Raw genomic sequence first — 26173 nt, 5'->3', positions numbered from 1 at the left:
TTTTTGCACATTGTAAAATGTAAGTTGAACAAATTTAATAAATGTTTCATTTGTTCCATCGTTTTTTTAATAATAAATAAAATAATGTGCCTATTCCAGCTATTCGTCGCAAGTTATCGATTAGTTCTCGTTTTTTCTAATGAACTTGCAGAAGCTTCCTCTGGTCGCTCTACCGTTTCAAGAAAAAATAGAGTACTGAATTTCGAAGCTTTCCGCTGTGATCTGGGGCATAAAATGCTTTCGAGCAAAATATAAATTAAAAAACTTTGTGCCTTAGCGCCTTAGTGGTAAAAAAAAAAATAATGAAATCACAAGACGTACGTAAGCAATTTTTAGACTTTTTTCAAAGCAAAGGACATTTAATTGTTCCTTCAGCGCCCATCGTTCTTAAAGATGATCCCACTCTGATGTTCAATAACTCGGGAATGGCTCAGTTTAAAGAATATTTTTTGGGCAATGCCACGCCAAAAAGCAATAGAATTGCCGATACCCAAAAATGTCTTCGCGTTTCAGGAAAACATAATGATTTAGAAGATGTAGGTTTTGATACCTATCACCATACCATGTTCGAAATGCTGGGAAACTGGTCTTTTGGTGATTATTTCAAAGAAGAGGCCTTGCCTTGGGCTTGGGAATTCTTAACTGAAGTTTTAAAATTGGATAAAGAGCGTTTATATGTTTCTGTTTTTGAAGGGAACGAAGCAGAGAACGTGCCTTTTGATCAGGAGGCTTTTGATATATGGAAACAATTCGTTCCTGAAGATCGCATTATCCTTGGAAATAAAAAAGATAATTTTTGGGAAATGGGAGACCAAGGACCTTGCGGACCTTGTTCTGAAATTCATATCGATTTGCGTACTGACGAAGAAAGAGCGTCAGTTTCAGGTAGAAGTTTAGTCAATGCTGATCATCCGCAGGTAGTTGAAATATGGAATAACGTATTTATGGAGTTCAACCGTAAAGCTGATGGTTCTCTTGAAAAATTACCGGCACAACACGTAGATACCGGAATGGGATTTGAGCGTTTGTGTATGGCAATGCAAAACACTACTTCAAATTATGATACGGATGTGTTTACACCGCTTATTGAAAAAGTGGAGGGAATTACAGGATTGAAATATACTTCAAACGAAGTAAAAGGAATAAGTGAGGAACAAAATAAAACTAATATTGCGATTCGTGTAATTGTCGATCACGTACGTGCGGTAGCCTTCGCTATTGCCGATGGTCAACTGCCTTCCAATACTGGAGCAGGATATGTAATTCGTCGTATTTTGCGTCGTGCAATACGTTACGGATTTACTTTTTTGAATACCAAAGAGCCTTTTGTCTATCAATTAGTAGCTGTTCTAGCCGACCAAATGGGTGATTTTTTCCCTGAAATCAAAAAACAACAAGGTTTAGTTACAAATGTAATTCGGGAAGAAGAAACGTCTTTTTTGCGTACACTGGATCAAGGGTTACAGTTGTTAGATAACGTAATTGCAACTAATCAAGGAAAAGAAGTACCGGGAGCAAAAGCATTTGAATTGTACGATACTTTTGGTTTTCCTATTGATTTGACGGCTTTGATTCTTAGAGAAAGAGGATTCAGTCTGGACGAAGCTGGTTTTGATAAAGCCATGCAAGAACAAAAAACACGTTCTCGTGCTGCCTCTGAAGTTTCTACTGATGACTGGAAAATTTTAGTGGAGGGAAATACAGAAACTTTCGTAGGCTATGACCAAACAGAAAGCGAAGCAAAAATCACAAGAATTCGTAAAGTGGACTCTAAAAAAGATGGTGTTATGTACCAAATTGTTTTAGATAGCACACCATTTTACCCTGAAGGTGGAGGACAAGTGGGAGACAAAGGAGTTTTAGTTTCGGCAAATGAGACCATCCAAATTATAGATACTAAAAAGGAGAATAATCTAATTCTGCATTTTACTAAAAAATTGCCGGAGAATGTAAACGGTGTTTTTGTAGCTAAAGTAGATAGTAAACTAAGGTCAGATACTACAAAAAATCACTCTGCGACTCACTTGATGCATCAGGCATTGAGAAGCATATTGGGAACACATGTGGAACAAAAGGGGTCGTTAGTAAGTCCAAATCATTTGCGTTTTGACTTTTCGCATTTTGCAAAAGTGACTGATGAAGAATTACAGCAGGTAGAAGACTTTGTTAATGGCAGAATTCAAGAACAATTGCCATTAATAGAGCGCAGAGATATTCCTTTCGCGCAAGCGGTGGAGGAAGGTGCTATGGCTTTGTTTGGTGAGAAATATGGAGACCATGTGCGCGCTATTAAATTTGGCGGAAGCATGGAGCTTTGCGGAGGAATTCACGTGAAGAATACTGGCGAAATCTGGCATTTCAAAATCGTTTCAGAAGGAGCTGTTGCCGCAGGCATTAGACGTATTGAAGCGATTACCGGTGATGCCGTCAAAGCTTATTTTGCGTCTCAGGAGAGTACATTAAATGAGATTAAGTTCGCATTGAAAAACCCGCAAGATGTAATTAAAGCAGTAGGGTCAGTACAAGAGGAGAATACAAAATTAAAAAAGCAGGTGGAACAATTAATAAGAGATAAAGCAAAAGGATTAAAAACGGAATTGGCTCAACAAATTCAAGAGATAAATGGGGTACAGTTTCTTGCGGTCCAAGTGGATCTTAACCCGGAAGGAGCTAAAGACTTGGCGTATGATTTGGGGAACTTAGGAACCAATATGTTTTTAGTTTTGGCTACAGCTGAGGAAGGAAAACCGATGCTAAGCTGCTATATATCTAAAGAACTTGTTGCTGACAAAAAATTAAATGCAGGATTAGTAGTTCGTGAATTAGGGAAATACATACAAGGTGGAGGAGGCGGTCAGCCATTCTTTGCTACTGCAGGAGGGAAGAACGCAGGCGGTATTCAAGAGGCTTTAAACAAAGCAATTGATTTCGTGAAGTAGTTCTTTATTCTTATTAAGAAAACGAACCCTCTCCCTTTGCCCAGGCAAATCGAAAGGGTTTTTAATTTTGTATTTCAATAAATTTTCACTTCAACGATTTTATAGGTTGTTAGACTTGTTTAGTTTGCTTAGCAAAATTTATTCTTTACATTTGTTTGCTCTATTTGTCCCTAGTCCAAATAACCTACTATCATGAAATATTCAAGTAAAATATTTTTTTTCATATCTATTGCATCAGTTTTACTCACTTCTTGTTCCAATGATAAAGACGGTAAAAGTAAATTCCTTAAAGAGGTAGTTGAAACTTTAGCTGATGGGACATCTACTACAACTTTGTTCAAGTATATTGGGGATGAAATCGTAACTACAGATGGTATTGAATTGCGTAATGACTTTACCTACACAGATGGCCTGATTACAAAAATAAGAACGACAGACAAAGGTACTCAGCTTAGTCAAACCGTAGAATATTCATATGATACTGATCATTTAATACAGGTTGTTTCTCCAAATAATTATGTGATAAATTATATTCACAATACAGATGGCACTGTTTCATACGAAAAAAGGAGCTTAAATTCGGGAAGTCAAGAGGCAAGGTTTTATCATGGAATACTGTATTTTAAAGATAAAAATTTAATAAAAGACGAAAGGATTTTAGATGATGCAGCGCCCGGTGTCGTGTCAAAATATACCGTAAATTTTCAATACGATTCGAAAAAAAATCCTTTGTATTCTATTTTAGGATACAGTAAATTACTGGATCACAATGAGGTGATTTCATTGAATAATACCATCAGCAGCGTTGTAGAAAGCAGTAGTACCAATGCGGCAGATCAAACCATATCTTCGGCTAAATTTTTTAATAGTACTTTTCAATATGATACGGATGATTACCCTACGGAGCAGCTTACAGAAACTGCTAAGTCCGGATATTTGAAATCACAATATTTTTACTAATAAAGCCCTAAGTTTGCATAAATAAAATACTATGCAATTCAGAACTCAAATACCCATTCCTAAAAGTACTCACCCGATAGATTACAATTCGAAGATTATATCTCTGGGCTCTTGCTTTGCGGTAAATATGTCAGAGAAACTGGATTATTGTAAATTTCAGAATTCCTGTAATCCATTTGGTATTTTATTTCATCCGCTGGCAATCGAAAAATTAATTTCCTTCGCTGTGGCACAAAAAGTATTTACGGAAGCTGATATTTTTTTTCACAATGAACGCTGGCATTGTTATGATGCTCATTCTGATTTAAGCAATGGGGATCCAGTTGAGTTGTTAAACGATTTGAATATCATTGTTCAATCAACCTGGAAAGAACTAAGTGAGGCCACGCATGTCATTATTACCTATGGGACGGCCTGGGTCTATCGAAATAATGAAAGCAGCGCAATAGTTGCCAATTGTCATAAAGTGCCTCAAAAACAGTTTAAGAAAGAACTGTTGGCGATAGATATCATAGAAGAAAGCATTATAAGAACAATCCTTTTGATACAGTCCGTAAATCCCAAAGCGGTCCTTAATTTTACGGTCTCACCCGTGCGGCACATCAAAGATGGTTTCGTCGAAAATCAATGGAGCAAATCCAATTTAATTGCTGCGATTCATAGTACGCTGCAAACTGAAACTCTCAAACCATACCCGCAATACTTTCCCAGTTACGAACTAATGATGGATGAACTTCGTGATTATCGGTTTTATGCCGAAGACATGTTGCACCCCAATCAAGTTGCCATCGATTATATTTGGAAACGTTTCAATGAAACAAATATTTCAGAAGCCGCTTCTGTAACAATGGAGGAAGTGGAAACCATCCAAAAGAGTTTATCTCATAAACCTTTCAACCCCAATTCGGAGAGCCATCAAAAATTTGAAGCTAAACTCAAGGATAAAATCGATGCATTACTTTCTCAATATTCATTCATGAAATTTTAATTATGCTAAGAAGATTACTTGTTTTTATGGGAGTGATTGTCACTATTGTACTATTGTTTAAATATTGTGAATTCAAGAAAGAGGAAGACTCAGGAATAGATTACAATACTGACCTTATACAGCAACAAATTGTTAACGTAGGTAAATTAGTAGTGACAGAAGGACATTTCTCTGAAGTGATTACCTATAAGAATAAGGAAAAATATCTTATGGGTATGCTTTCATTCGATAAAAAAGCATTGATTGTCGTTAATGCCGATGTGACTGTCGCCTATGACTTGCATAAAATGAAATATGACATTAACGAAAAAAACAAGACCATTACTATTGTATATATTCCACAAGAAGAAATAAAAATTAGTCCTGACATTCAATTTTATGATTTGGAACAAAGTAAGTTAAATCCTTTTACCGGTGACGATTATAATAAAATAAGTAAATCAGTAAAAGCAAACTTGGCTAAAAAGATAAAAAAGTCTACACTTAAAACTAATGCGCAAAATAGGCTGGTTAGTGAATTGTCGAAGTTTTTAATCCTTACTAATAGTTTAGGATGGACATTAAAATATGATGGGGTTGTAATTGAAAACGAAAACGATTTTAAACAGAATATAAAATTATAGCAGGTTTTACAATTTGTGTTTCTTTTCAATAAAAAGGGTTTGAACAGTAATCTGATTCAAACCCTTTTTATGTTATTTTGACAGTCCTAATACAGCCGTCATTGCTTCTCTCATTTCGACTTTACGAATTTTACCGGTAACAGTCATCGGGAATTCTTTCCAACTTTCAGAACAGCCCAATGCATCATGAAGAAAAATCAGTATTGGTTTATTTGTCCAGTTTTATTGGGTTATCTGGCTGCAGAAAATATTCTTTTCTGCTATGCGAATCATTTTACTGTCTTTACTAATCATGTTCAAACCTTCTTTTGAAATTTAAATGTAAGCTTTTTTTTACCTTGAAGAAGTCTAACAGCGGTTTTTCGTTAGCTACCGTTTTGCAGAACTATTCCGTTTAACAAAAGAAGAAGAAAATCTGTTTTAATGACAAAAAAAGACGCTGCCGAACAAAAGATGTAAGGCAGCGTATATAATATAAAAATACTTTTTATTTAAAAGTCAGCGGAATTATAATTTTGTAATAGTGCGAAAAATCAGGTCTAGGCCTCCAGTAATCAAATGTGCTATTTTCGGTCTTTTTTGTTTTAAATCTTCAAGGTAATTTAATACTTCATTTAATAGTTGAGTGTCGTTTCGGTCTTTGAGAAGTTCCGCAATTTCAACAGCAAGTAACCAGTCGTTAGGATGATCCTTTTTTAGTCTAAGGAAAATAGGATCTAGGGAAGCATATATGTCTTTAGATTTTCTAATAATTCTTACCATTTGGTATAAAACCTCTAAGTCATCCCGTTCAGCAGTATGTTTTGCTTTAATAGTGGTACTCGAAGGCATATGGGTAATCAAGTCAAAACTGTTTGCGTCAGCCGGTCCAGAAAAAGTAGAAACTACTTTTTTTCCCACTGCCATATCGTAAACACCCCATTCCGGTTGGAATAGAACCGTTTCTCCATGTGTTACGGTGCAGTTTTTAAAACGGATAAGGATAATTTCTCCTTGTAAATTTCGGGAACCAGTGATGATTTCTCCTTCAACCATAATGTTTCCTTCAAACTCCAGCTTTACGCTGTTGCTTTCGGTGATGTTATAAGCGCTTAAGTCTTTCGGACTCATGTCTTCGATGGCTAAATTGATGCCTTTTAGTTTCCCGATTGGACTACCAAAACCGTCGGCATGGTTTAGTGTTCCATGACCTACTAATTCTTTCTCGCGGGAAGCTAACGCTGTTTTTCCTATTGTTTGTATGTATATCGGTTTGCCATCCTGTTCAATTACATTGGTAAAAACACCTGAGACTTGTAAGCCGGTGCTTAATTCTATTGTTCCCAATGCACCTGAGACGATTAATTTTTCGATTCCCGACAAACCACCGGTTCTCAATGCCATTTTATTAGCAAATTCCTCTAAAACCAAATTCAGATAAGCAAAATTTGGTGTGACATAAAGCTGGGGCTGCGGTTTTGTTATGTCAAAATTAGCGTGGGCAGCATCAATAGAATAAGGAAGTTTTTTTACTTCAGCCGTCATGCACCAAGCACTTTCACCTATGGAAGACAACAAGCCGGCGCCATATATTTTAGGATTGTCCAGTGTACCTATCAGGCCATATTCCACAGTCCACCAGTGTAGGTTTCTAATTTGTGCCATTTCAGACAATTCGCCCATGTTGTTTTGCAAATCTTCTACCGCTTTTTCGGCTTCATCAATAGTTCCCTGTGGCGTATCTTCTGCTTCTTTCACAATCGACAGCAAACGGATGGCTTCGTACATTTGATAATCTTTATCAGATGAGATGGCTTTGCAACCTATTTCTCCAAAACGGCGCAAATATTCCGCATATTCCGGATTGGCGATAATCGGGGCGTGACCCGCACCTTCATGAATAATATCCGGTGCCGGCGTGTATTCTATATGTTCGAGTTGACGAATGTCAGATGCTATAACTAGCACGTTATAAGCTTGAAATTCCATAAATGCGTTAGGCGGTATAAATCCGTCCACGGCTACTGCAGCCCAACCAATTTCGGTCAGGATACGGTTCATTCCGTACATACTTGGAATATTGTCAATTTCTATCCCCGTTTTTTTTAATCCTTCCAGATATGAATTATGAGCCATTTTTGACAGATAATCCACATTTTTGCGCATCACATAGCGCCAAACCGCTTGGTTTATAGGCGTGTAATCGCTATAATCTTGAGGTTTAATAAATTGCTTCAAGTGTTTTGGCAATCGGTCTAGTAAGGGGTTACTTTCAATAGTTGGGTTCATGTCAAAAACGTTGTAGTTATAGTACAAAAGTACGAATTCTGGGAGCCATTTCCCGCTTTTCATTGCAAGTTTTTGCAAAGCTGTTTGTTTTTCTAAAGTTGATAAAAGAGCTTCCTTCGGTTGCTTTTTATAAACAAGAAAAATAAAAACGGCTTTCATAAAAAGCATTTCATTGCAATCGGGGCTAGGGGGTATGAGTGGTATGGATGAACTACTTTTTCTTCTCAATTTAAAAAACAGTTAAATCAATGTTGTCAAAAACAGGTAATACTTGTTTTATCTTCTTTATTTTAGGTCTCTTTTTAAAGAAGGAGAGTGCGAATAACTTGTTGAAATAATCCGTGCTAGTTGGTTAACGTAAAATGTTTTTCCGTTTTTAAAAAGTTGTATCTTTATAGTATAAAATAAAATAATTATGAATATCGAAGCGTATAAAAATCATATAATCAAGAAACTAATAGATATTCAAGATAGAAGTATTTTAAAAAAAAATAGATGCAATCTTGGATGGGGATGCTATAGTGGCTCGAACTATTGAAGGGAAAAGTTTGACTAAATCACAATATGTTGAACACATTGAGTTTATTGGTGAATCCGGTTCAGATGGAGCCAAAACTCGCACGTCTGAGGAAGTGGTAGACGATCATGTATTGAGTAAAAAGGAAGAAGGGTAATCTGGTCCCAGGAAGTTGTAAATTTACTTTCTGACATGTATAAGTACATCTTTGATGACTTTCCTCAAAATGCTGATCGATATTAAAAAAGGAACGGTGTTTATACCGCAGTTATTGATGTCTTTAAAAATCTTAATCCACTTCAAAAAGCAGTACTTGCGTTTTTTGCTTATCAGAGAAATTATTATCCGAAACAAAAAGTAGTGATTGTTTACCATTAGATAGTTTTGGGCCAAAAGTTACTCCTTCGATATTGTCGATAAAAATCCCCAAGTCATCCATGTTCAATATCAATTTTTTGGAAGCCAAGGTAAATTCATGGTTCTGCAAAGAAGCAATATGTTTTATATCAGTTGCTTTTGAGAAATTACATAAATAGACTTTTATAGTACAGGCTTGTTTTCCCACAGAGTAGGATCGTTCCACCACTAACAATTGGTCTTTTCCATAATATTGAATGGCAGATACCCCATTGACGGCAAAACCAGCCGCAGGATTGGGTTGATGTGCAATAGGATCTAAAAGATAGCCGTACTGTGCCGTATTCTTTCTTGATTTTATATCAAACGCATACAGTCGGATTAATCCTCCTTTGGTTATAGAAGCTTCGGTATCGTCTTCATATAAAGGTTCTTCAATGTTGGTATATAGTGTTGTGTAGTTTTTGTTAAAAGTGATGCCTTCTAGGACGCTATTGTTACGGGGGCCTTTTTCTTCTTTTTGCATGTTGAGGTTTGCGGGCAAATTAAAGGTATTTATAAAGTTTCCTTCTGTGGTGGCTGTGTGAACCGCAGGATGCTGCAGTACCGAAAAATCTTTGGACATAATGCGAGCGCCTTCACTGCTCCATACTACTGTTTTTGTTTTTGGATTGTAACGTAATTCCTCAGGATCAATGGATTTATCGGGTTGTTTCTCCCAACTGCTGTATTTTTCGCCAGCTGCATTTTTTAAGAAAACTATATTTTTGAATGCGATGCTGTCTATTTTATTTGAACCCAAATGAATTTTGGCGGTATAAAAACGGGCGTCATTGTAGACGGCTCTGTCATCGGATATAAAATAGTATAGATCATTTTTAGGATCATAATCTATACTGGACAATCCGCCAACGACTGTGTTTTTAAATTCTTTATTGAAGGGGATTTCAACACTATTTAATAGTGTAAAGCTGAGATTGCTGTTTGCGGTTTCATTCGTTTTTACAGTAGAGCAAGAGACGAAAGTAAAGAATAAAAAAGCAAGAAGTGATAAGTTGCGCATTGGCTGTTATTTCAAATTTAAAAGATCTCCGTTTTGTCCGGCATTTCTAAAATAGTCAATTTTATAATGGAACATTTCTGCCATATTTTTGGCACGGAATTTCGCTTCCTCCGCCGTAGCGCCGGCAAATAACTCATTCGTTGTAGTGGTGAAAATTTCCATCCAGCGGTCAAAATGTTCTTTGGCAATCGGTAATTGTTTATGTGGAGGGAAGGGACTGCCTGAATAGGTATGTACTTCGAGTAAGATCGTTTGCCAAAATCGGTACATTTTTTCCAAATGTTCTGGCCAGCGGTCACCTATTTTCCCGTTGAATATCGGACCGACTATGTCGTCTTTTTGCACTTTAGAATAGAAGGTGTCAACAAGTAATTTGATGTCTTCGAGGGTCGTAATGTCATTAAGAATTGTCATAATTGGGTATAGAAAAAGCCTACGCAAAGGTAGGCCATTTATGTAGAATAAGAAATTATTGGTATTTCTATTTTGGTGGGAATTGAGCTAGAATTTTTGCTACAAACTCATTGATTTTAATTTCTTTTCGCTCTCGATCTTCCGTTAGGTAACCAACACCTTCCCCTTCCCAAATCAGTTCTTTTTTCTTGGCATCAATTAAATCAATGTATAGCGTTCCTTCAACATAGCTAGAAACGTAAGTACGTCCTCCCCAAAGGTATGGGTTCCATCCGTATCCCCATCCGTAACCCCATCCTGCATTGTATTGATTGACATCGATACGTTCTCGTTCTTTAGTGAAAATATTAACTAACAAATCAGGATTGTCACTTTTGATCATTCCTTTTTTGCTGAGTTCAGTATCTATAGCATTAAGAATTCTTTTTTTGTCTAGTCCAGAGATTTCGACTCTGTCGACTCCTCTTTTATGGAACGCATAAGTTTTATATTGACTGAAATCTACACTTTGATCATAATCTGAATTTACTTTAATGGAGCTGCAAGAGCCCAAAAGGAAAAGAAAAAGTACCGGTATAAGTTTAAATGCTTTCATAACGTAAATATTTGACAGTTAAATCCTTACTAAAGATACGTTCATTTTTTTAAAAATCCAATAAATTATCGGCAACTATATTCGGAAGTGTCACTTTTAATAGAGGTTGTGTTTCCATCGCTCTTTTAATGGCAAATATAGCACCGTCATTACGAGCCCAGCTGCGTCTTGAAATACCGTTGTTAACATCCCAGAAAAGCATGGATTGGATGCGTTTTGATGCTTCTTTTGAACCATCAAGCACCATTCCAAATCCACCATTAATCACTTCGCCCCAACCTACGCCTCCACCGTTATGGATAGAAACCCATGTAGCACCACGGAAACTGTCTCCAATCACGTTTTGAATCGCCATATCAGCAGTAAAACGTGAACCGTCATAAATGTTAGAGGTTTCTCTGTAAGGTGAATCCGTTCCGGATACATCATGATGATCACGCCCTAAAACTACGGTTCCGATATCTCCTTTGGTAATAGCCTGATTAAAAGCTTCAGCAATTTTCATGCGGCCTTCTGCATCTGCATATAAAATCCGGGCTTGTGAGCCCACAACTAATTTATTTTCCTGTGCGCCTTTTATCCATTGGATATTATCTTGCATTTGTTGCTGAATTTCAAAGGGTGCGGTTTTTGCCATCTCTTCCAGTACTTCGCAGGCCATAGTATCTGTTTTTTGTAAATCTTCCGGTTTCCCTGAAGCACAAACCCAACGGAAAGGGCCAAATCCGTAATCAAAACACATGGGGCCCATGATGTCTTGAACGTAACTCGGGTATTTGAAATCGATATGGTTCTCGGCCATTATATCTGCTCCTGCGCGAGAAGCCTCCAATAGAAAAGCATTTCCATAATCAAAGAAATAGGTCCCTTTTGCTGTGTGCTTATTGATAGCAGTCGTATGACTACGTAATGTTTCCTGTACTTTCTCTTTGAATAGATCGGGGTTATTTGCCATCATTTCGTTCGCATCCTCAAAGGAAATACCAGTTGGATAATATCCTCCTGCGTATGGATTGTGGAGGGAGGTCTGGTCGCTTCCCAAATCGATATGAATATTTTTTTCGTCAAATTTTTCCCAAACGTCAACCACATTTCCCAGGTAGGCAATCGATACGACTTCTTTGTTGGCTTTCGCCAAAGCCACTCTTTTTACTAATTCATCAATATCTTCGATAACTTCGTTGATCCAGCCTTGGCTGTGACGAATGTGGGTGATTTTTGCATTGACCTCAGCACAAACGGTAATACAACCGGCAATATTCCCTGCTTTGGGTTGGGCACCACTCATACCACCAAGTCCTGAAGTAAGAAAGATGCCGCCTGAAGGATTTCGGTTTATTTTACGAAACGCATTTAGTACCGTGATAGTGGTACCGTGTACAATTCCTTGTGGTCCGATATACATATAGGAGCCCGCAGTCATTTGCCCATATTGTGATACGCCCAAAGCATTCATTTTTTCCCAGTCGTCCGGTTTAGAATAATTAGGAATCACCATTCCGTTAGTTACAACTACTCTTGGTGCTTCTTTATGAGATGGAAACAATCCCATCGGATGTCCTGAATACATTGTTAATGTTTGCTCGTCTGTCATTTCTGACAGGTACTTCATTGTCAACAGGTACTGTGCCCAATTTTGAAAAACAGCTCCGTTTCCGCCATAAGTGATCAATTCATGAGGATGCTGTGCTACGGCATAATCCAGATTATTTTGGATCATCAACATAATGGCTTTTGCCTGTTCGCATTTCCCGGGATATTCCTCGATCGGACGTGCACGCATTTCGTAATCTGGACGAAAGCGGTACATGTAAATGCGGCCGTAGGTTTCCAGCTCCTGACGAAATTCTTGAATTAATTCAGCATGATGTTGTGGTTCAAAATAACGTAAAGCATTTTTTAAGGCTAGTTTTTTTTCATCAGCTAAAAGGATTTCTTTTCGTTTTGGTGCGTGATTTATAGCTAGCTCATACGGTTTTAGTTGAGGTAGTATAGTAGGTATTCCTTGTTGGATTTGTTCTTGAAAATTCATTTTGATTGTGATTCGTTAGTTTGGATACGTGTTTTTTCGCTAAAATAGATTCCGTAGAATCAATTTCTTTTCTCAGCGTATTGAGCGTCGCCAGATCACTAAGGATAACGAATATCCGAACGATGGTAGGATTTGTGAATCTTGATTCTATATTTCTGTAAACAAATATCCATTTCGTTTTTTTGTTTTATATCGATTGTAGTTAAAGATAACTACTTTTTGTTCGTGCCTGTTTTTTTGTCATAGCCATAGGGGCAATGACGGCATCCGCTTTTACAACAATACCCTCTTTTCAGGTGGTGTTTTTCGGTAAAACATTTATAACCTTCAGGCGTATAATAAAAATCTTCGCCTTCAATTAATTTATTTGGATCATTCTCATCAATCATATTCGAAAGTAGTCTATTGTAAAGAGTTTTGTAATGGTTTATTTTAGTGGTTTTACCCAATAAATTGAGCATTTCATTAAAAAGAACTATTTTAGTAGCACAAATTTATAATTTTTATAATGAATGTTTCTTATTATCAGCAAATATTTAGTTCCTAAAGGCTTTCGTGGATTAACCACTTTTCCATTTATTTTCGTAAGATATCGTGCTGATAAAGAAAATATTGTTTTTATCAATCATGAAAAAATACACGTACGCCAGCAGTTAGAATTATTAATACTTCCCTTTTTTATATGGTACGTCCTAGAGTATACTGTTCGATTGGTCCAATATAAAAACAAGGATCTGGCCTACAGGAATATTAGTTTTGAGCGTGAAGCCTATAGCAATGAATCCGACATGGGGTATTTGAAAAACAGATCTGTTCTTCGATTCATAAAATATTTGGTGCTAAGCAAAAACTAGCTTTACTCAAAAGTGCATTCAAAAGGGTTTTACTTTATGTTGTGCTACCTTTCATTTTTTTGATGTTTAGGTTTTTATAACCTTCTTGAGAAGGAAGACTTCTGGCGAGAATGGCTTTGAATCGTGCTTTTTTGTTGTATATAAACTTTATCTTTGTAAAAAAATTACCGGTTTGAATCAAAAACTAATTATAAAATTTCCAAATTCGATTTCTGTGACGATCAAACGGGAAGATTTGATTCATCCTTTCGTTTCCGGAAATAAGTTCAGAAAGTTGAAGTATAATTTGCTTCAGGCAAAAGAGGAAAGTCAGGAAACGCTACTCACTTTTGGTGGGGCCTATTCTAATCACATTGCCGCAGTAGCTTTTGCCGGAAAAGAAAATGGATTTAAAACCATTGGGATTGTTCGAGGGGATGAATTGCGTGATAAAATAACAACTAACCCAACCTTGCAATTTGCCCAGAACTGTGGCATGCAATTCGAATTTGTCTCACGAGAAGAGTACCGATTAAAAAGTGAAACTTCATTTTTGGAAAACTTAAAATATAAATACGGGGATTTTTACCTTATTCCCGAGGGCGGTACTAATGAGCTGGCCATAAAAGGCTGTGAGGAAATTCTAACCAAAGAAGACGAACAGTTTAATTACATTTGCTGTCCAGTGGGAACTGGCGGAACTATTTCCGGAATTATTAACAGTGTATTACCACATCAAAAAGTTTTAGGATTTCCTGCTTTAAAAGGGGACTTTTTAAAAGATGAAATTCGTAGTTTTGTAACCAAGATTTCGGATGAAAATTGGGAGCTGATAACTGAGTACCATTTTGGTGGATATGGCAAGGTGAATCAGAATTTAGTTGCTTTTATTAATCAGTTTTTTGAAAACAACAACATCCCTTTGGATCCTATTTATACTGGAAAGATGGTTTTTGGCGTTATGGATAGTATAGAGAAGGATTATTTTCCTGCTGGGTCAAAAATTTTACTGATTCATACGGGGGGAATACAGGGAATCGAAGGAATGAATACAAAATTAAGAAAGAAACAATTACCAATAATAAAGGCTCATGTTTAAAAAAATCCTACTAGTACTTACGCTGCTTACCTTACTGAGTTGTAATGTGACAAAACCTGTGATAGTAACGAAAAAAGCAGTGCCTTCAAGTTCAAAAAAAGTGGCGTCCCGTTCTGTCAAAAAGACAAATGGAGTTAAGCCGATACTGAAGAAAGAACAAAAACAAGTTGACGAGGAAGGTGAAGTAATAAAATCAACCTCGGTAACGTATGTCGGGACTGATGTAATCGGAAAGTACATTTCTCAGTATAAAGATATTGCCATGAGTAATATGAAAATTTACGGTATTCCGGCAAGTATCATTTTAGCTCAGGGAATTTTGGAATCTGGAGCAGGAAGAGGTGATTTATGTATTAGGGCCAACAATCATTTTGGGATAAAATGTCATGAGGGTTGGACTGGTGAATCAGTCAGACATGATGATGATTCCAGTCAGGAGTGTTTTAGAAAATACTATGAACCTGCAGAATCGTTTAACGATCACGCGTTATTTTTGACGGGTAGGAGCAGGTATGCTAGTTTATTCAAGTTGCCAAAAGAAGACTATAAAGGCTGGGCAAATGGGCTCAGAAGAGCCGGTTATGCCACGGATCCAAAATACCCGGACAAGTTAATATCTTATATCGAGCGTTACAATTTGGGTCAGTATGATGCTTATGTTATGGGTAAAGACTATACTCCAATTGAAAAGCAAGAGACAAGAATAGCTGCTTTTGAAAGTCAAAACAAATCTTTATATGAAGTTCAAAAAGGAGATACTTTGTACTCGATATCAAAAAAATATAATTTATTGGTTACTGAATTAAAGCAAATAAATAATCTGTCAGCCAATACCATTTCTATTGGTCAAAGATTAAAAGTGAAATAATAGAAGTTTAGAATAGAGAATTTCGTAAATAAAACATCAAAATTACACATGTTATATAAAAGAAGTAGTCAGCTTTTTGCTGAAGCAGAAAAGGTAATTCCAGGAGGAGTAAATTCACCAGTAAGAGCGTTCAAAGCAGTAGGGGGAACTCCAATTTTTGTAAAAAGTGCCAAGGGGGCTTATATGTACGATGAAGATGGAAACCGTTTAATTGATTATATTAATTCTTGGGGTCCTATGATTTTAGGACATGCCTTTGAGCCGGTAGTACAGGCTGTAATTGAGAAAGCAAAGTTAGGTACGTCTTTTGGTATGCCAACAGAACTGGAGACTCAAATTGCTGCTTTAGCAGTGTCTATGGTGCCTAATGTAGATAAAATAAGGTTTGTGAATTCAGGTACAGAGGCTTGTATGAGTGCGGTAAGACTAGCTCGTGGATTTGCAAAAAAAGATAAAATAATAAAATTTGCCGGTTGTTATCATGGTCATTCTGATTCGTTTTTGATTCAAGCAGGAAGTGGAGCGGTAACTTTTGGTTCACCTAATAGTCCAGGAGTAACTGCCGGAACAGCTAAAGATACTTTACTGGCTACCTACAATGATTTAGAAAATGTCAAGACCGTAATTGATGCTAATAAAAATGAAATTGCCGCTATAATAGTGGAACCAGTTGCGGGTAATATGGGTTGTATCCCCCCGAATAAAGGGTTTTTAGAAGGTTTGCGCCAACTTTGTGATGACAATAACATTCTCCTTATTTTTGATGAGGTTATGACTGGATTTCGATTAGCACGGGGTGGAGTACAGGAATTATTAAATGTTGATGCTGATATTATTTGTTTCGGAAAAGTAATAGGTGGTGGTTTGCCAGTAGGTGCTTTTGCAGCTCGTGCAGAAATAATGGATTATCTTGCTCCAATAGGGCCTGTTTACCAAGCAGGAACCTTATCCGGAAACCCTTTGGCTATGGCTGCAGGATTGACTATGTTGCAAACATTAAATAATGATCCTGCTATTTTTGACAGATTAGCAGAGAAAACGGCTTATTTGCATAAAGGAATTGAAGTTGCTTTAAAAGCAAATAACGTGGTGCACACTATAAACAGAATTGGATCTATGATTTCAGTTCATTTTGATGCTACTCCTGTAATCGATTTTAAATCAGCTGCAAATGGAGATAATGATACATTTAAAAAATTCTTTCACGGATTGTTGCAAGAAGGAATTTATATTGCGCCATCCGCTTATGAAAGTTGGTTTATAACGGATGCACTTAGCTACGAAGATTTAGATTTTACGATTCGAGCAGTTGATAAAGTATCTAAAACCTTTTAAAAATAGAAAAAACTTCCGGTGAAAGCCGGAAGTTTTTTTTTACGGATTAGGTGTCTAAAATAGTCATTCCAAAAAAGTCGTGTGTTCATGCAAAGCGTTCGTGCATAATAATACCGGTATAAAAGGGAAATAGTACAATGTAGTTGGTCTGTATAGAACATATATCGGTATGTGATAAAAACAGGGCTTGATATTTACACTATTTTATCTGAAATAAAGAAAGCAATACTAATTCTATGTCATTAGTATTGTTTCTTGTTTAAAAGTATTTTGAATAAATAGTGTAGTGGTACTGTATTTCTAACTTTTGATATTATCTTTAACTTATTCCCCCTTATGGGCATAACTATTCCTTTTAATTTATTTCAATATTATGATAGCAAAGAACAACTTAACTACACAAAAGATTTCTTTCTTTTCAACACAACCTTACGATAAAGTCTTTTTCGAAAAGTACAATGCTGATTTTGGCTTTGAATTAGAGTTTTTTGAAGTTCAATTGAATTCTCGTACTATAAATTTAATGCAAGAGAGTGCTATTGTGTGCGTTTTTGTTAATGATGTTGTAGATGCTGAAGTCATTAAAAAACTGGCAGAAAATGGTGTGGAAATTATAGCTTTGCGCTGTGCAGGCTTTAATAATGTTGATCTTATAGCAGCCCAAAAAGCAGGTATAAGAGTATGTCGTGTTCCGACCTATTCTCCCGAGGCTGTCGCTGAGCACGCCATGGCCATGATATTGACTTTAAATCGTAAAACGCATAAAGCATATAATCGAGTGCGAGAACAAAACTTTTCATTAAAGGGACTTCTGGGTTTTGATTTACATGGTAAAACAGTAGGGGTCATAGGAACGGGAAACATAGGTAAAGCATTTGCTAAAATTGTTTTAGGCTTTGGTTGTAAAGTTTTAGCTTTTGATATAAACAAAGATCAAGAAATGGAGAATTTGGGAGTGCAATATGAAGCCATGGAAACTATTTTTAAATCTGCTGATATCATTTCTTTGCATTGTCCATTAAATGATAATACAAAGCACATGATAAATAAAAGTTCGCTTTTGCAAATGAAAGATAATATTATGCTCATTAATACTAGTAGAGGAGCTCTAATTAATACTACAGATATTATTGAATCACTAAAAAATGGTAAAGTTGGTTATTTAGGGATTGATGTATACGAACAAGAAGAGAAATTGTTCTTTAAAGACTTGTCTGAAGATATTATTCAAGACGATGATATACAGCGATTAACGAGTTTCCCTAATATGCTGCTAACTGCTCATCAGGCATTTTTCACTAATGAAGCACTCACCCAAATAGCGCTCACTACGTTTAGAAATGTATCTGATCTAATTGCTGAAAAGGATTTTGATAATAAAGCAGCATTATTAAATTAAATCAAAAAGGAACTCAATTGAGTTCCTTTTTTTCTTTAACTATATTTTAGTATAAAATTAATCTTTCAAGCGACAAGCCTTCGTTTCTCCAACAACAATGACTTCAGTCATTCCTAAAGAAGATAAATTTTTCATAGCTTTGTCCCATTTTTTACCGCTCAATTCTGATTTTATTTTCAATAATCCAAATTCCATTTGGTTCTCATTAGCTTGTAATAAAGAAACAATTAGTTTTTCATCGTCTTCCAGCTCCACTTGAACTTGTTTTTTCTCTGGTCTCATTTGAGGGAACAACAATACTTCTTGGATAGAGGCATTATTCGTCAAATACATGATCAAACGATCCATTCCTATTCCCATACCTGATGTTGGAGGCATTCCGTATTCTAACGCTCTAAGGAAATCTTCATCGATAAACTCGGTCGCTTCATCATCTCCTTTTGCAGCTAATTTTAGTTGCTCTTCAAAACGTTCTCTTTGGTCAATAGGATCATTTAATTCAGAGTAGGCATTCGCTACTTCTTTACCGCAAACCATTAATTCAAAACGTTCCGTCAATTCAGGATTGTCTCGGTGTTGTTTACATAATGGTGACATTTCCTTTGGATAATCCGTAATGAAAGTTGGTTGGATATAGTTTCCTTCGCATTTAGCTCCAAAAATTTCATCAATTAATTTTCCTTTACCCATTGTGGCATCCACATCAATCCCCATTCCTTTCGCTGCATCAAATAATTCCGCTTCACTTTTACCTGAAATATCAAAACCAGTAAAATGTTTGATAGAATCAGTCATTGTAATGCGCGCGTAAGGTGCTTTGAAGTTTATTTTATGTTCGCCAAAAGTAGCTTCGCTCGTTCCGTTTACCGCAACAGCACAATGCTCTAAAAGGTCTTCGGCAAATTTCATCATCCAGTTGTAGTCTTTGTAGGCTACATATATTTCCATAGCGGTAAATTCTGGGTTGTGTGTTCTGTCCATCCCTTCGTTACGGAAATTTTTAGAAAACTCATAAACCCCTTCAAAACCACCAACAATTAATCTTTTTAAATACAACTCGTTGGCAATACGCATGTACAAGGGCATGTCAAGCGAGTTGTGGTGCGTGATAAATGGGCGTGCTGCAGCACCACCAGGAATGGGCTGTAAAACAGGTGTTTCCACTTCAAGATAGCCTCTGTCGTTAAAGAAAGAACGCATGGCATTGAACATTTTTGTTCTCTTGATAAAAGTTTCTTTCACGTGGTCATTTACCGTTAAATCCACGTAACGACGACGGTATCTTTGTTCCGCGTCTGCAAATGCATCGTACGTTTTACCGTCAGCATCTGTTTTTACAACAGGAAGCGGTTTCAAAGCTTTCGCCAAAACAGTTAATCCGTAAATATGAACAGAGATTTCGCCTACCTGAGTTTTGAAAACCGTTCCACGAACTCCAATAAAATCGCCAATATCCAATAGTTTTTTGAAAACAACATTGTACATTGTTTTCTCCTCGTCAGTCGAAATATCATCTCTCGCGACATAGATTTGAATACGCCCTTCGGCGTCTTTCAATTCCGCGAACGAAGCCTTTCCCATGATGCGTTTTCCCATCAATCGACCTGCTAAAACCACTTCTTTTCCGTCGTACTTGTCAAAATCGGCGAGGATTTCGCTGGAATAAGCGGTAGTCACAAATTCGTTTGCAGGATAAGGGTCAATCCCTAATTCGCGTAATTGGGTGAGCGCTTCTCTACGAAGTATTTCTTGTTCGGATAATGCCATTTTATGCTGTTTTTAAGTCGGCAAAGATAGTCTTTATGTGTTAAAGTTGCAAAGTCATAAAGTCTTAAAATTGGATTGTTAAAAGTGCTGTTTTTTGGAGCACAAATTTATATTATTCAATTGCGATTTGTCCTGCTCTCCCCTTTATCTCTCCTTCCCGAAGTATAGTGAAGGCGAGGATATCGGCTCGATCAGGGCTATTCTGCGCGATTTTGTTTTTTAAAGACGTTTTTAAAATCAAAAACCATGAAATAATGCGAAATAAATTACATTTATAAAAAAAATAGATACAGCGGAAACCAATAAATAAGCAGGAATAGCAAATGAAAAAATACTTTTACTTTTTGATAGTGGGAACTCTCTTAAGCAACTGCCAGGTCAGCGAAACCATTTATCTCAACGAGGATGGAAGCGGAAAGATTGAAGTTGTTGAACTCCGTGATGAACACAGTTACATGCAGATTGCAGGGGCTAATTATTCCAAAGAAGAAAAGTACGTCGACACATCCTATGCTTTTAGCGACGTCGTTTTGAAATACAACGACACGTTTTTGAAGTTCACTAAGCCGGAACAAGAGCTGTTCACTAAGTATAATGGTGTGAATTTGCATGTCAAAAAAAGTTCTTATGATAAAGAATTTAGAACAGTGATTACGCAATCTTTTAATAACATAGAAACAGTTCCTGATTTGTATAAAACAGAAGATTATGCGGATGATCTGGAGAATAATTATGCACTAACTGCTGAAAAGCATTATTATAAGGTGAGCTATGGCTTTGACGGAACCGTTTTTAAAAGAATTGTAAAAATCATTGATGTAGAAGGACTTGAAAAAGCGTCGGGGCGAATTGATACGTTAAAAACTCAAGTTTCAAAATTTAATGTGGTTCAAACCTATACGTTAAACTATCACTTTCCGCGAAAAATAAAATCAGTTTCTAATACGGATGCTAAAATTAGTACCGACAAGAAATCACTGTCGTTGCAACTACTTTTGACCGACACTATGCAAAATCCGGAAAGTACATCGCTTGAAGTGGTGTTAGAAAATGACTTATAGTAGACTTTCTTGTTTTATAATTTTAAGTCAATAAAATCCTTTGTAACTTTGCCAATCAAAGATGAAAAATGAACAAAACAATCCAGTTACAAGATTTAGGAAATAAAGACTACAAAGAAACTTGGGAATACCAGGAAGAATTGTTCAAAGGAATCGTTGATCTGAAAATTAGGAATAGGAGAGAGGAGCTTACTTTAGAGACTCCTAATTATCTTTTGTTCGTGGAACATCCGCATGTGTATACCTTAGGGAAAAGCGGCGATTTGTCTAATTTACTTTTGTCCGAAAAACAACTCGAAGATAAAGGCGCCACTTTCTACAAGATCAATCGTGGTGGGGATATTACGTATCATGGACCAGGACAAATTGTAGGTTATCCCATAATCGACTTAGATAATTTTTTTACTGACATTCATAAATACTTACGCTTTCTGGAAGAAGCCATTATTCTTACCTTACAAGAGTATGGCATAGAATGCGGTCGAAGTGAAGGCGAAACGGGGGTGTGGGTAGGTGTAGGAACGCCATTTGCCAGAAAAATTTGTGCGCTGGGTGTGCGCGCTTCGCGTTGGGTCACCATGCACGGATTTGCCTTAAACGTAAATGCCGACTTGGGTTATTTTGACAATATCATTCCCTGCGGCATTCGCGGTAAAGCGGTAACCTCATTAAACGTAGAACTCGGTGTTGAAAAAGTAGACGAGGACGAAGTAAAAGAAAAAATCTTAAAACATTTATCCAGTCTTTTTGAAGCGACTTTTGAAGAATCTCACTAGAGTTTTTGCGACTGGGAAGCAAATCAAAAATCGCTAATCTGAAATTATAAATCCAACTTCATTTGTTCGGGCAATAATCGAAAACTCATTCGGTGGTATTTTGTAACCCCGTATTTTCTTATCGCTTCCCGGTGTTCTTTGGTGGGATAGCCTTTGTTTTTTTTCCAGTTGTACATAGGGAATTCATCATGAATGCGGTTCATGTATTCGTCGCGATAGGTTTTTGCCAAAACAGACGCGGCAGCAATACTCATGAATTTAGCGTCTCCTTTTATGATACTAGTATTCGGAATGGAAGACAAAATGTCGATTTCTGCTGGAGTGAAAATTTTTCCACTACTGTTTTTTATCCCTTTTTTTCGAATAAAAGGACTGTTACCATCCACTATGATGTACTCGGGTTGCGGATTGAGCTTCAAAACACATTCCTGCATCGCTTTTATCGAGGCGTTCAGGATATTGATGCTGTCAATTTCTAAAGGTTCCAGATGAGTCACCGCAAAGGTTATGGCTTGCTTTTCGATAAAAGGCCGTAATTTCTCTCTTACTTTTTCGGATAATTGCTTGCTGTCATTCAGGATTGTATTCTCAAAGTCGGAAGGGAGAATTACCGCAGCGGCAGTAACAGGTCCCGCAAGACAGCCACGACCAGCCTCATCGGTTCCGGATTCTAAAAGGAGTTTTGAAAAGTAAAGTTGAAGCATAAAGCAAATTTATAGAAAAATGATTAAACTGTGCGGATAATAATTTTAATCTAATGGCATATCATTGTACTAATGTATTTGTCTTATTTTGAGGTCAACTGAAATTTGTCTACATGTAATGGACGTAGAGCAGAGTTGCTGATTAAATTCATGCATATCGTGAGTGTATTAAATAGCATACTGTGATTGGTTTTCTTAGGGAGTAAAAACAAACCATTATTTTTTTATCGCTCTTGTACTTTTTTGGTAGCCAATTCTTCTTCGCTAAAGACACTTTTTTGTAAGAGCTTTTTACGTGAAAGTATGTTTAGACTATTTTAGCGACGGTAGTTTGAAAAAGAGGTTTTTTTATTGTGTGTATACTATTGTTATTAAAATGTTAAACTTTATGCTTTGTTTAATTTTTTTTTTGAAAAAAAAAGCTCAAGTTTGTTGTAACTAATTCAAATACTTAAATATGAGATTAAAATTCAAATGGTTTATAACGTTATTAATAACGTTATCGATGCAATTTTCTTTTGCACAAGAGAAAGTAGTTAAAGGTGTAGTTTCAGATAGTTCTGGACCAATACCGGGTGTTAATATTGTCGTTAAAGGCACAAAAGCTGGTATACAAACCGACTTTGACGGTAAGTTTTCGATCCAAGCTAAGGCGGGAGATATTTTACTCTTTTCTTATGCAGGAATGATAGAGAAAACGGTGGTAGTAGGAGCTTCTTCTGTCGTTAATGTAATTTTAAAGGAAAAGTTAAATTTTCTAGATGAAGTTGTAGTTGTGGCTTACGGTAAGCAAACGGCAAAGTCGATCGTTGGCTCCGTCGCAACAATTGGTAAAGAAGTGTTAGGCAAGCAGCAAGCTACAAGCGTGTTAACTTCCTTACAAGGTACTGTTGCGGGTGTCAATATTATCGCTGCAGGTGGCCAACCAGGTGAAAACCCTACAATCCGTATTCGTGGTATTTCGTCCATAAATGCCGCAGCTGACCCTTTGATCATTTTAGATGGTGCTCCTTTCAATGGGAACTTAAATACAATTAGTTCTGATCAAATAGAATCTATTAGTGTTTTGAAAGATGCGTCGTCAACAGCGCTATACGGCTCTAGAGGATCAAATGGTGTTATCGTTATTACAACGAAGAGAGGAAAGCTAGGTACCGCACCTAGAGTAACTTTTTCTACATTAGCAGGATTTGCTGGTAATGCTGTTAAATTACACGGCTTAGTAGATTCGGATACTTATATGAAATACAGCTGGGAGGGTTTGAGAAATGCAAATCAGTATGTAGGTGGGCAAACGCCAGAGCTTGCTGGTTCAAATGCTTCAAGGCAACTAGTAGGTGAGTTGGGTTACAATCCTTATGTAAACGCTGTTCCTGTAGATGCAAATGGTAACTTAGTGTCATCAGAAAAAAAATGGGAGACAAACTGGGAGGAATTAATGTTAAATAACGCAGCGGTTAGGCAAGAGCACTCCCTAGGTTTAAGTGGTGGTAGCGAAAAAACTGCCTATGCTTTTTCTGCAAATTACTTAGGGCAAGAAGGAAATGTAGTTACTTCTAATTTTGATCGTATTACAACACGTTTAAGTATAGATTCTCAGGTAACCGACTGGTTTAAAGCAGGGATAACATCCTTTTATTCAACGTCGAGCCAAAACTTCCCTACACAAAGTGGTTCTAGTTTTCAAAGTGCTATTCAGTGGATTTATACCGTACCATCTATTTACCCTGTTTACAGAAGAGGAGAAAATGGTGATTTAATTACTGACGCTAATGGAGATAATATATTTGATTACGGAGCTACTCCAGGTCAGCTTTTGAATGCTAGTCGTCCTACACTAAGTAATGAAAATGCTTTTGGATCGTTGTATAATTATAAAACTAAAAATAAAAGAGATAATTTTACAGCTAACGGATATTTAGAATTTACTTTGGCTAAAGACTTGATTTTCAAGACAAATTTAGCTTATGATAAATACCTCTTCGATTCGTATGTGTATGCAAGCAATGAAGTAGGATATGCTTCTTCTGTGGGTGGTCGAGTTACTCAAAATAGAGATTTCACAACTAGTACAAACATTACTAACTCGTTGAGGTATTCTAAATCTTTTGGGAACCATAATTTTAATGCTCTTGCAATTCAAGAAGCATATAAATTTGAATTAGATGCTTTAGGAGCGCAAGGAGAAGGTTATTTGCCAGGGGTAGATGTATTAAGTGGCAGTACGACCCCATCTAACGTCTCTGGTTCAGTGACAGAAGAAAGACTTTCTAGTTATTTGGGTAGTTTAAGTTATAACTACGGTGAGAAATACTTTTTTGAGGGATCATTTCGAAGAGATGGTTCAACACGTTTCAACAAAGATGTTAGATGGGGTAGCTTCTACGCAGTAGGTGCTTCTTGGTTGATCTCTGAAGAGAAATTTTTGCAAAACAGTACAGTAGTCAGTAATCTTAAATTAAAGGGGTCTTATGGTGAATTAGGAAACAATAGGACAGCGTCTTATTTTCCTTATTTACAATTGTTCAACACAGGCTTTAATGAGTTAAGTAATACAGGAGTTGTGCTAGGTGGCGCAGTTGATCCTTTTCTTACTTGGGAAAAAACGGCATCTTCAAACATTGGCTTAGAATTTGGCTTGTTTAGAGATAGGATATATGGTTCGGTTGATTATTATATTAAAGAGTCAATAGACTTGATCTACGCTAAGCCGCTTCCAGCTTCTACCGGTAATAGTGCAATTCTGACAAATATCGGTTCTTTAAAAAATTATGGTTGGGAAGTTTCGTTAAACTCCAGAAATATAGCTACACCTAATTTTATATGGACAACAGGACTAAATTTTTCTATGGATAACAATAAGCTTACTAGTCTTTCACAAAAAAGTTTTATCAATGGAGATAAACAATGGGAAGTAGGAAGATCATTATATGATTTTTATATACGAGATTGGGCAGGTGTAGATCCAGCGACAGGTTACGGAATGTGGTATAAAGATATTTTAGGGGCAGATGGCTTGGCTACAGGTGAACGCGAGACAACACAAAGTTTTGCTGAAGCTACTAGATATTATGCTGATAAGTCATCTATTCCAGATGTTGTTGGTGGTCTTACTAATTTCTTTAAGTATAAGAATCTAGATTTAAATATTTTATTGAACTTTAGTTATGGTTCATATATTTATGATAGTACCTATGCAGGTTTAATGTCAGGTTTTGAAACGCCTGGGAGGTCAGCTCATCAGGATTTAAAAGACCGTTGGCAACAGCCAGGTGACATTACAGATGTGCCTCTGTTCTTAACTGCAAATAATGATTTCAATTCGCAATCAACACGTTTTTTATTCAAAAATGACTACGTTAGATTAAAAGCGCTGAATTTGGGTTATAATTTTTCTGAAGATGCATTAGCTAAAACGAGTCTTTCAAGATTAAGATTGTATTTGCAAGCAGATAATCTGCTGACATGGCAATCTCATAAGGGTATAGATCCTGAACAAAGTTTGGATGGCAATACCAATAGTAGATCATACAACCAAAGAATAGTGTCTTTTGGTATTAATTTAGAATTCTAAA

Annotated in this window: 21 protein-coding genes; 13 read left to right on the top strand and 8 right to left on the bottom strand. The window is 36.6% G+C overall.

Annotated elements, in window-relative coordinates; translation table 11 throughout:
• The first annotated feature begins 302 nt into the window (after positions 1–302).
• The 4 genes from alaS to CXF59_RS09550 all read left to right on the top strand — a co-directional run bounded on the left by alaS (position 303) and on the right by CXF59_RS09550 (position 5510).
• Entirely contained in the window at positions 303–2939 is a 2637-nt protein-coding gene (gene alaS, locus CXF59_RS09565) for an alanine--tRNA ligase (protein ID WP_101137582.1), read from the top strand.
• Between the two features lie 192 nt (positions 2940–3131).
• A complete protein-coding gene (locus tag CXF59_RS09560; RefSeq protein ID WP_101137581.1) occupies positions 3132–3899 on the top strand; it encodes a hypothetical protein in 768 nt (255 codons plus the stop codon).
• 31 nt (positions 3900–3930) lie between these two features.
• On the top strand, positions 3931–4887 hold the full coding sequence (locus CXF59_RS09555; RefSeq protein ID WP_101137580.1) for a GSCFA domain-containing protein: 957 nt from the start codon (positions 3931–3933) through the stop codon (positions 4885–4887).
• Positions 4888–4889: 2 nt separating this feature from the next.
• Entirely contained in the window at positions 4890–5510 is a 621-nt protein-coding gene (locus tag CXF59_RS09550; protein ID WP_101137579.1) for a DUF4230 domain-containing protein, read from the top strand.
• Between the two features lie 507 nt (positions 5511–6017).
• On the opposite strand, the gene CXF59_RS09545 is transcribed toward CXF59_RS09550, so the two are convergent.
• Positions 6018–7778, bottom strand: coding sequence for an aromatic amino acid hydroxylase (locus CXF59_RS09545; protein ID WP_101138507.1), 1761 nt, complete (start codon positions 7776–7778; stop codon positions 6018–6020).
• A gap of 503 nt (positions 7779–8281) precedes the next feature.
• Between CXF59_RS09545 and CXF59_RS14975 the strand changes: the two genes are divergently transcribed.
• Positions 8282–8452: a hypothetical protein gene (locus CXF59_RS14975; RefSeq protein WP_157824556.1), complete on the top strand. Its 171-nt coding sequence runs from the start codon at positions 8282–8284 to the stop codon at positions 8450–8452.
• A 132-nt stretch (positions 8453–8584) separates the two neighbouring features.
• Here the strand turns inward: CXF59_RS14975 and CXF59_RS09540 are convergent, their stop codons facing one another.
• From CXF59_RS09540 to CXF59_RS09520, 5 genes are all read right to left on the bottom strand, one after another.
• On the bottom strand, positions 8585–9715 hold the full coding sequence (locus CXF59_RS09540) for an esterase-like activity of phytase family protein (protein WP_101137578.1): 1131 nt from the start codon (positions 9713–9715) through the stop codon (positions 8585–8587).
• Between the two features lie 6 nt (positions 9716–9721).
• On the bottom strand, positions 9722–10129 hold the full coding sequence (locus CXF59_RS09535) for a group III truncated hemoglobin (protein ID WP_198554671.1): 408 nt from the start codon (positions 10127–10129) through the stop codon (positions 9722–9724).
• 67 nt (positions 10130–10196) lie between these two features.
• Complete coding sequence (locus CXF59_RS09530) at positions 10197–10724, bottom strand: DUF4136 domain-containing protein (RefSeq protein ID WP_101137577.1); 528 nt, start codon at positions 10722–10724, stop codon at positions 10197–10199.
• A 49-nt stretch (positions 10725–10773) separates the two neighbouring features.
• Positions 10774–12756 carry a urocanate hydratase gene (locus CXF59_RS09525; RefSeq protein WP_101137576.1) on the bottom strand — a complete coding sequence of 661 codons (1983 nt, stop codon included), beginning with the start codon at positions 12754–12756 and terminating at the stop codon, positions 10774–10776.
• Between the two features lie 212 nt (positions 12757–12968).
• Positions 12969–13145 (bottom strand): DUF5522 domain-containing protein, encoded by a 177-nt coding sequence (locus tag CXF59_RS09520; protein WP_157824593.1) that lies wholly within the window; start codon positions 13143–13145, stop codon positions 12969–12971.
• A 123-nt stretch (positions 13146–13268) separates the two neighbouring features.
• On the opposite strand from CXF59_RS09520, the gene CXF59_RS09515 reads away from it, so the two are divergent.
• The 5 genes from CXF59_RS09515 to CXF59_RS09495 all read left to right on the top strand — a co-directional run bounded on the left by CXF59_RS09515 (position 13269) and on the right by CXF59_RS09495 (position 18290).
• On the top strand, positions 13269–13610 hold the full coding sequence (locus tag CXF59_RS09515) for a hypothetical protein (protein WP_101137574.1): 342 nt from the start codon (positions 13269–13271) through the stop codon (positions 13608–13610).
• Positions 13611–13782: 172 nt separating this feature from the next.
• The gene (locus CXF59_RS09510; protein WP_101137573.1) at positions 13783–14688 is read left to right on the top strand and encodes a 1-aminocyclopropane-1-carboxylate deaminase/D-cysteine desulfhydrase; all 906 of its coding nucleotides are present in this window, start codon (positions 13783–13785) and stop codon (positions 14686–14688) included.
• Complete coding sequence (locus CXF59_RS09505) at positions 14681–15556, top strand: glucosaminidase domain-containing protein (RefSeq protein ID WP_101137572.1); 876 nt, start codon at positions 14681–14683, stop codon at positions 15554–15556. The genes CXF59_RS09510 and CXF59_RS09505 overlap by 8 nt, the downstream gene beginning before the upstream one ends.
• A gap of 48 nt (positions 15557–15604) precedes the next feature.
• A complete protein-coding gene (gene hemL, locus CXF59_RS09500; RefSeq protein ID WP_101137571.1) occupies positions 15605–16891 on the top strand; it encodes a glutamate-1-semialdehyde 2,1-aminomutase in 1287 nt (428 codons plus the stop codon).
• Positions 16892–17264: 373 nt separating this feature from the next.
• Positions 17265–18290 (top strand): 2-hydroxyacid dehydrogenase, encoded by a 1026-nt coding sequence (locus tag CXF59_RS09495; protein WP_101137570.1) that lies wholly within the window; start codon positions 17265–17267, stop codon positions 18288–18290.
• Between the two features lie 57 nt (positions 18291–18347).
• Here the strand turns inward: CXF59_RS09495 and lysS are convergent, their stop codons facing one another.
• Positions 18348–20057: a lysine--tRNA ligase gene (gene lysS, locus CXF59_RS09490; protein ID WP_101137569.1), complete on the bottom strand. Its 1710-nt coding sequence runs from the start codon at positions 20055–20057 to the stop codon at positions 18348–18350.
• A gap of 323 nt (positions 20058–20380) precedes the next feature.
• Here lysS and CXF59_RS09485 point away from each other — a divergent pair, with 323 nt between their 5' ends.
• Positions 20381–21118 (top strand): hypothetical protein, encoded by a 738-nt coding sequence (locus CXF59_RS09485; RefSeq protein ID WP_101137568.1) that lies wholly within the window; start codon positions 20381–20383, stop codon positions 21116–21118.
• Positions 21119–21186: 68 nt separating this feature from the next.
• Positions 21187–21894, top strand: a complete 708-nt coding sequence (lipB, locus tag CXF59_RS09480; protein ID WP_101137567.1) for a lipoyl(octanoyl) transferase LipB — start codon at positions 21187–21189, stop codon at positions 21892–21894.
• Between the two features lie 44 nt (positions 21895–21938).
• On the opposite strand, the gene CXF59_RS09475 is transcribed toward lipB, so the two are convergent.
• Positions 21939–22598 (bottom strand): ribonuclease HII, encoded by a 660-nt coding sequence (locus tag CXF59_RS09475; protein WP_101137566.1) that lies wholly within the window; start codon positions 22596–22598, stop codon positions 21939–21941.
• A gap of 457 nt (positions 22599–23055) precedes the next feature.
• On the opposite strand from CXF59_RS09475, the gene CXF59_RS09470 reads away from it, so the two are divergent.
• Positions 23056–26172 (top strand): TonB-dependent receptor, encoded by a 3117-nt coding sequence (locus CXF59_RS09470; protein ID WP_101137565.1) that lies wholly within the window; start codon positions 23056–23058, stop codon positions 26170–26172.
• Position 26173 lies beyond the last annotated feature (1 nt).

The organism is Flavobacterium sp. ALD4, from assembly GCF_002836475.1.
In the GTDB taxonomy this organism is placed as follows: Bacteria; Bacteroidota; Bacteroidia; order Flavobacteriales; family Flavobacteriaceae; genus Flavobacterium.
The sequence above is the reverse complement of the archived record's forward strand: the minus strand, read 5'-3'. Positions and strand labels throughout refer to the sequence as shown.

Bases quoted from the DNA above. Each gene is read 5' to 3' on its own strand.
- alaS (WP_101137582.1), top strand. From the start codon at position 303: ATGAAATCACAAGACGTACGTAAGCAATTTTTAGACTTTTTTCAAAGC.
- CXF59_RS09560 (WP_101137581.1), top strand. From the start codon at position 3,132: ATGAAATATTCAAGTAAAATATTTTTTTTCATATCTATTGCATCAGTT.
- CXF59_RS09555 (WP_101137580.1), top strand. From the start codon at position 3,931: ATGCAATTCAGAACTCAAATACCCATTCCTAAAAGTACTCACCCGATA.
- CXF59_RS09550 (WP_101137579.1), top strand. From the start codon at position 4,890: ATGCTAAGAAGATTACTTGTTTTTATGGGAGTGATTGTCACTATTGTA.
- CXF59_RS09545 (WP_101138507.1), bottom strand. From the start codon at position 7,778: ATGAACCCAACTATTGAAAGTAACCCCTTACTAGACCGATTGCCAAAA.
- CXF59_RS09540 (WP_101137578.1), bottom strand. From the start codon at position 9,715: ATGCGCAACTTATCACTTCTTGCTTTTTTATTCTTTACTTTCGTCTCT.
- CXF59_RS09535 (WP_198554671.1), bottom strand. From the start codon at position 10,129: ATGACAATTCTTAATGACATTACGACCCTCGAAGACATCAAATTACTT.
- CXF59_RS09530 (WP_101137577.1), bottom strand. From the start codon at position 10,724: ATGAAAGCATTTAAACTTATACCGGTACTTTTTCTTTTCCTTTTGGGC.
- CXF59_RS09525 (WP_101137576.1), bottom strand. From the start codon at position 12,756: ATGAATTTTCAAGAACAAATCCAACAAGGAATACCTACTATACTACCT.
- CXF59_RS09520 (WP_157824593.1), bottom strand. From the start codon at position 13,145: ATGATTGATGAGAATGATCCAAATAAATTAATTGAAGGCGAAGATTTT.
- CXF59_RS09515 (WP_101137574.1), top strand. From the start codon at position 13,269: ATGTTTCTTATTATCAGCAAATATTTAGTTCCTAAAGGCTTTCGTGGA.
- CXF59_RS09505 (WP_101137572.1), top strand. From the start codon at position 14,681: ATGTTTAAAAAAATCCTACTAGTACTTACGCTGCTTACCTTACTGAGT.
- hemL (WP_101137571.1), top strand. From the start codon at position 15,605: ATGTTATATAAAAGAAGTAGTCAGCTTTTTGCTGAAGCAGAAAAGGTA.
- CXF59_RS09495 (WP_101137570.1), top strand. From the start codon at position 17,265: ATGATAGCAAAGAACAACTTAACTACACAAAAGATTTCTTTCTTTTCA.
- lysS (WP_101137569.1), bottom strand. From the start codon at position 20,057: ATGGCATTATCCGAACAAGAAATACTTCGTAGAGAAGCGCTCACCCAA.
- CXF59_RS09485 (WP_101137568.1), top strand. From the start codon at position 20,381: ATGAAAAAATACTTTTACTTTTTGATAGTGGGAACTCTCTTAAGCAAC.
- lipB (WP_101137567.1), top strand. From the start codon at position 21,187: ATGAACAAAACAATCCAGTTACAAGATTTAGGAAATAAAGACTACAAA.
- CXF59_RS09475 (WP_101137566.1), bottom strand. From the start codon at position 22,598: ATGCTTCAACTTTACTTTTCAAAACTCCTTTTAGAATCCGGAACCGAT.
- CXF59_RS09470 (WP_101137565.1), top strand. From the start codon at position 23,056: ATGAGATTAAAATTCAAATGGTTTATAACGTTATTAATAACGTTATCG.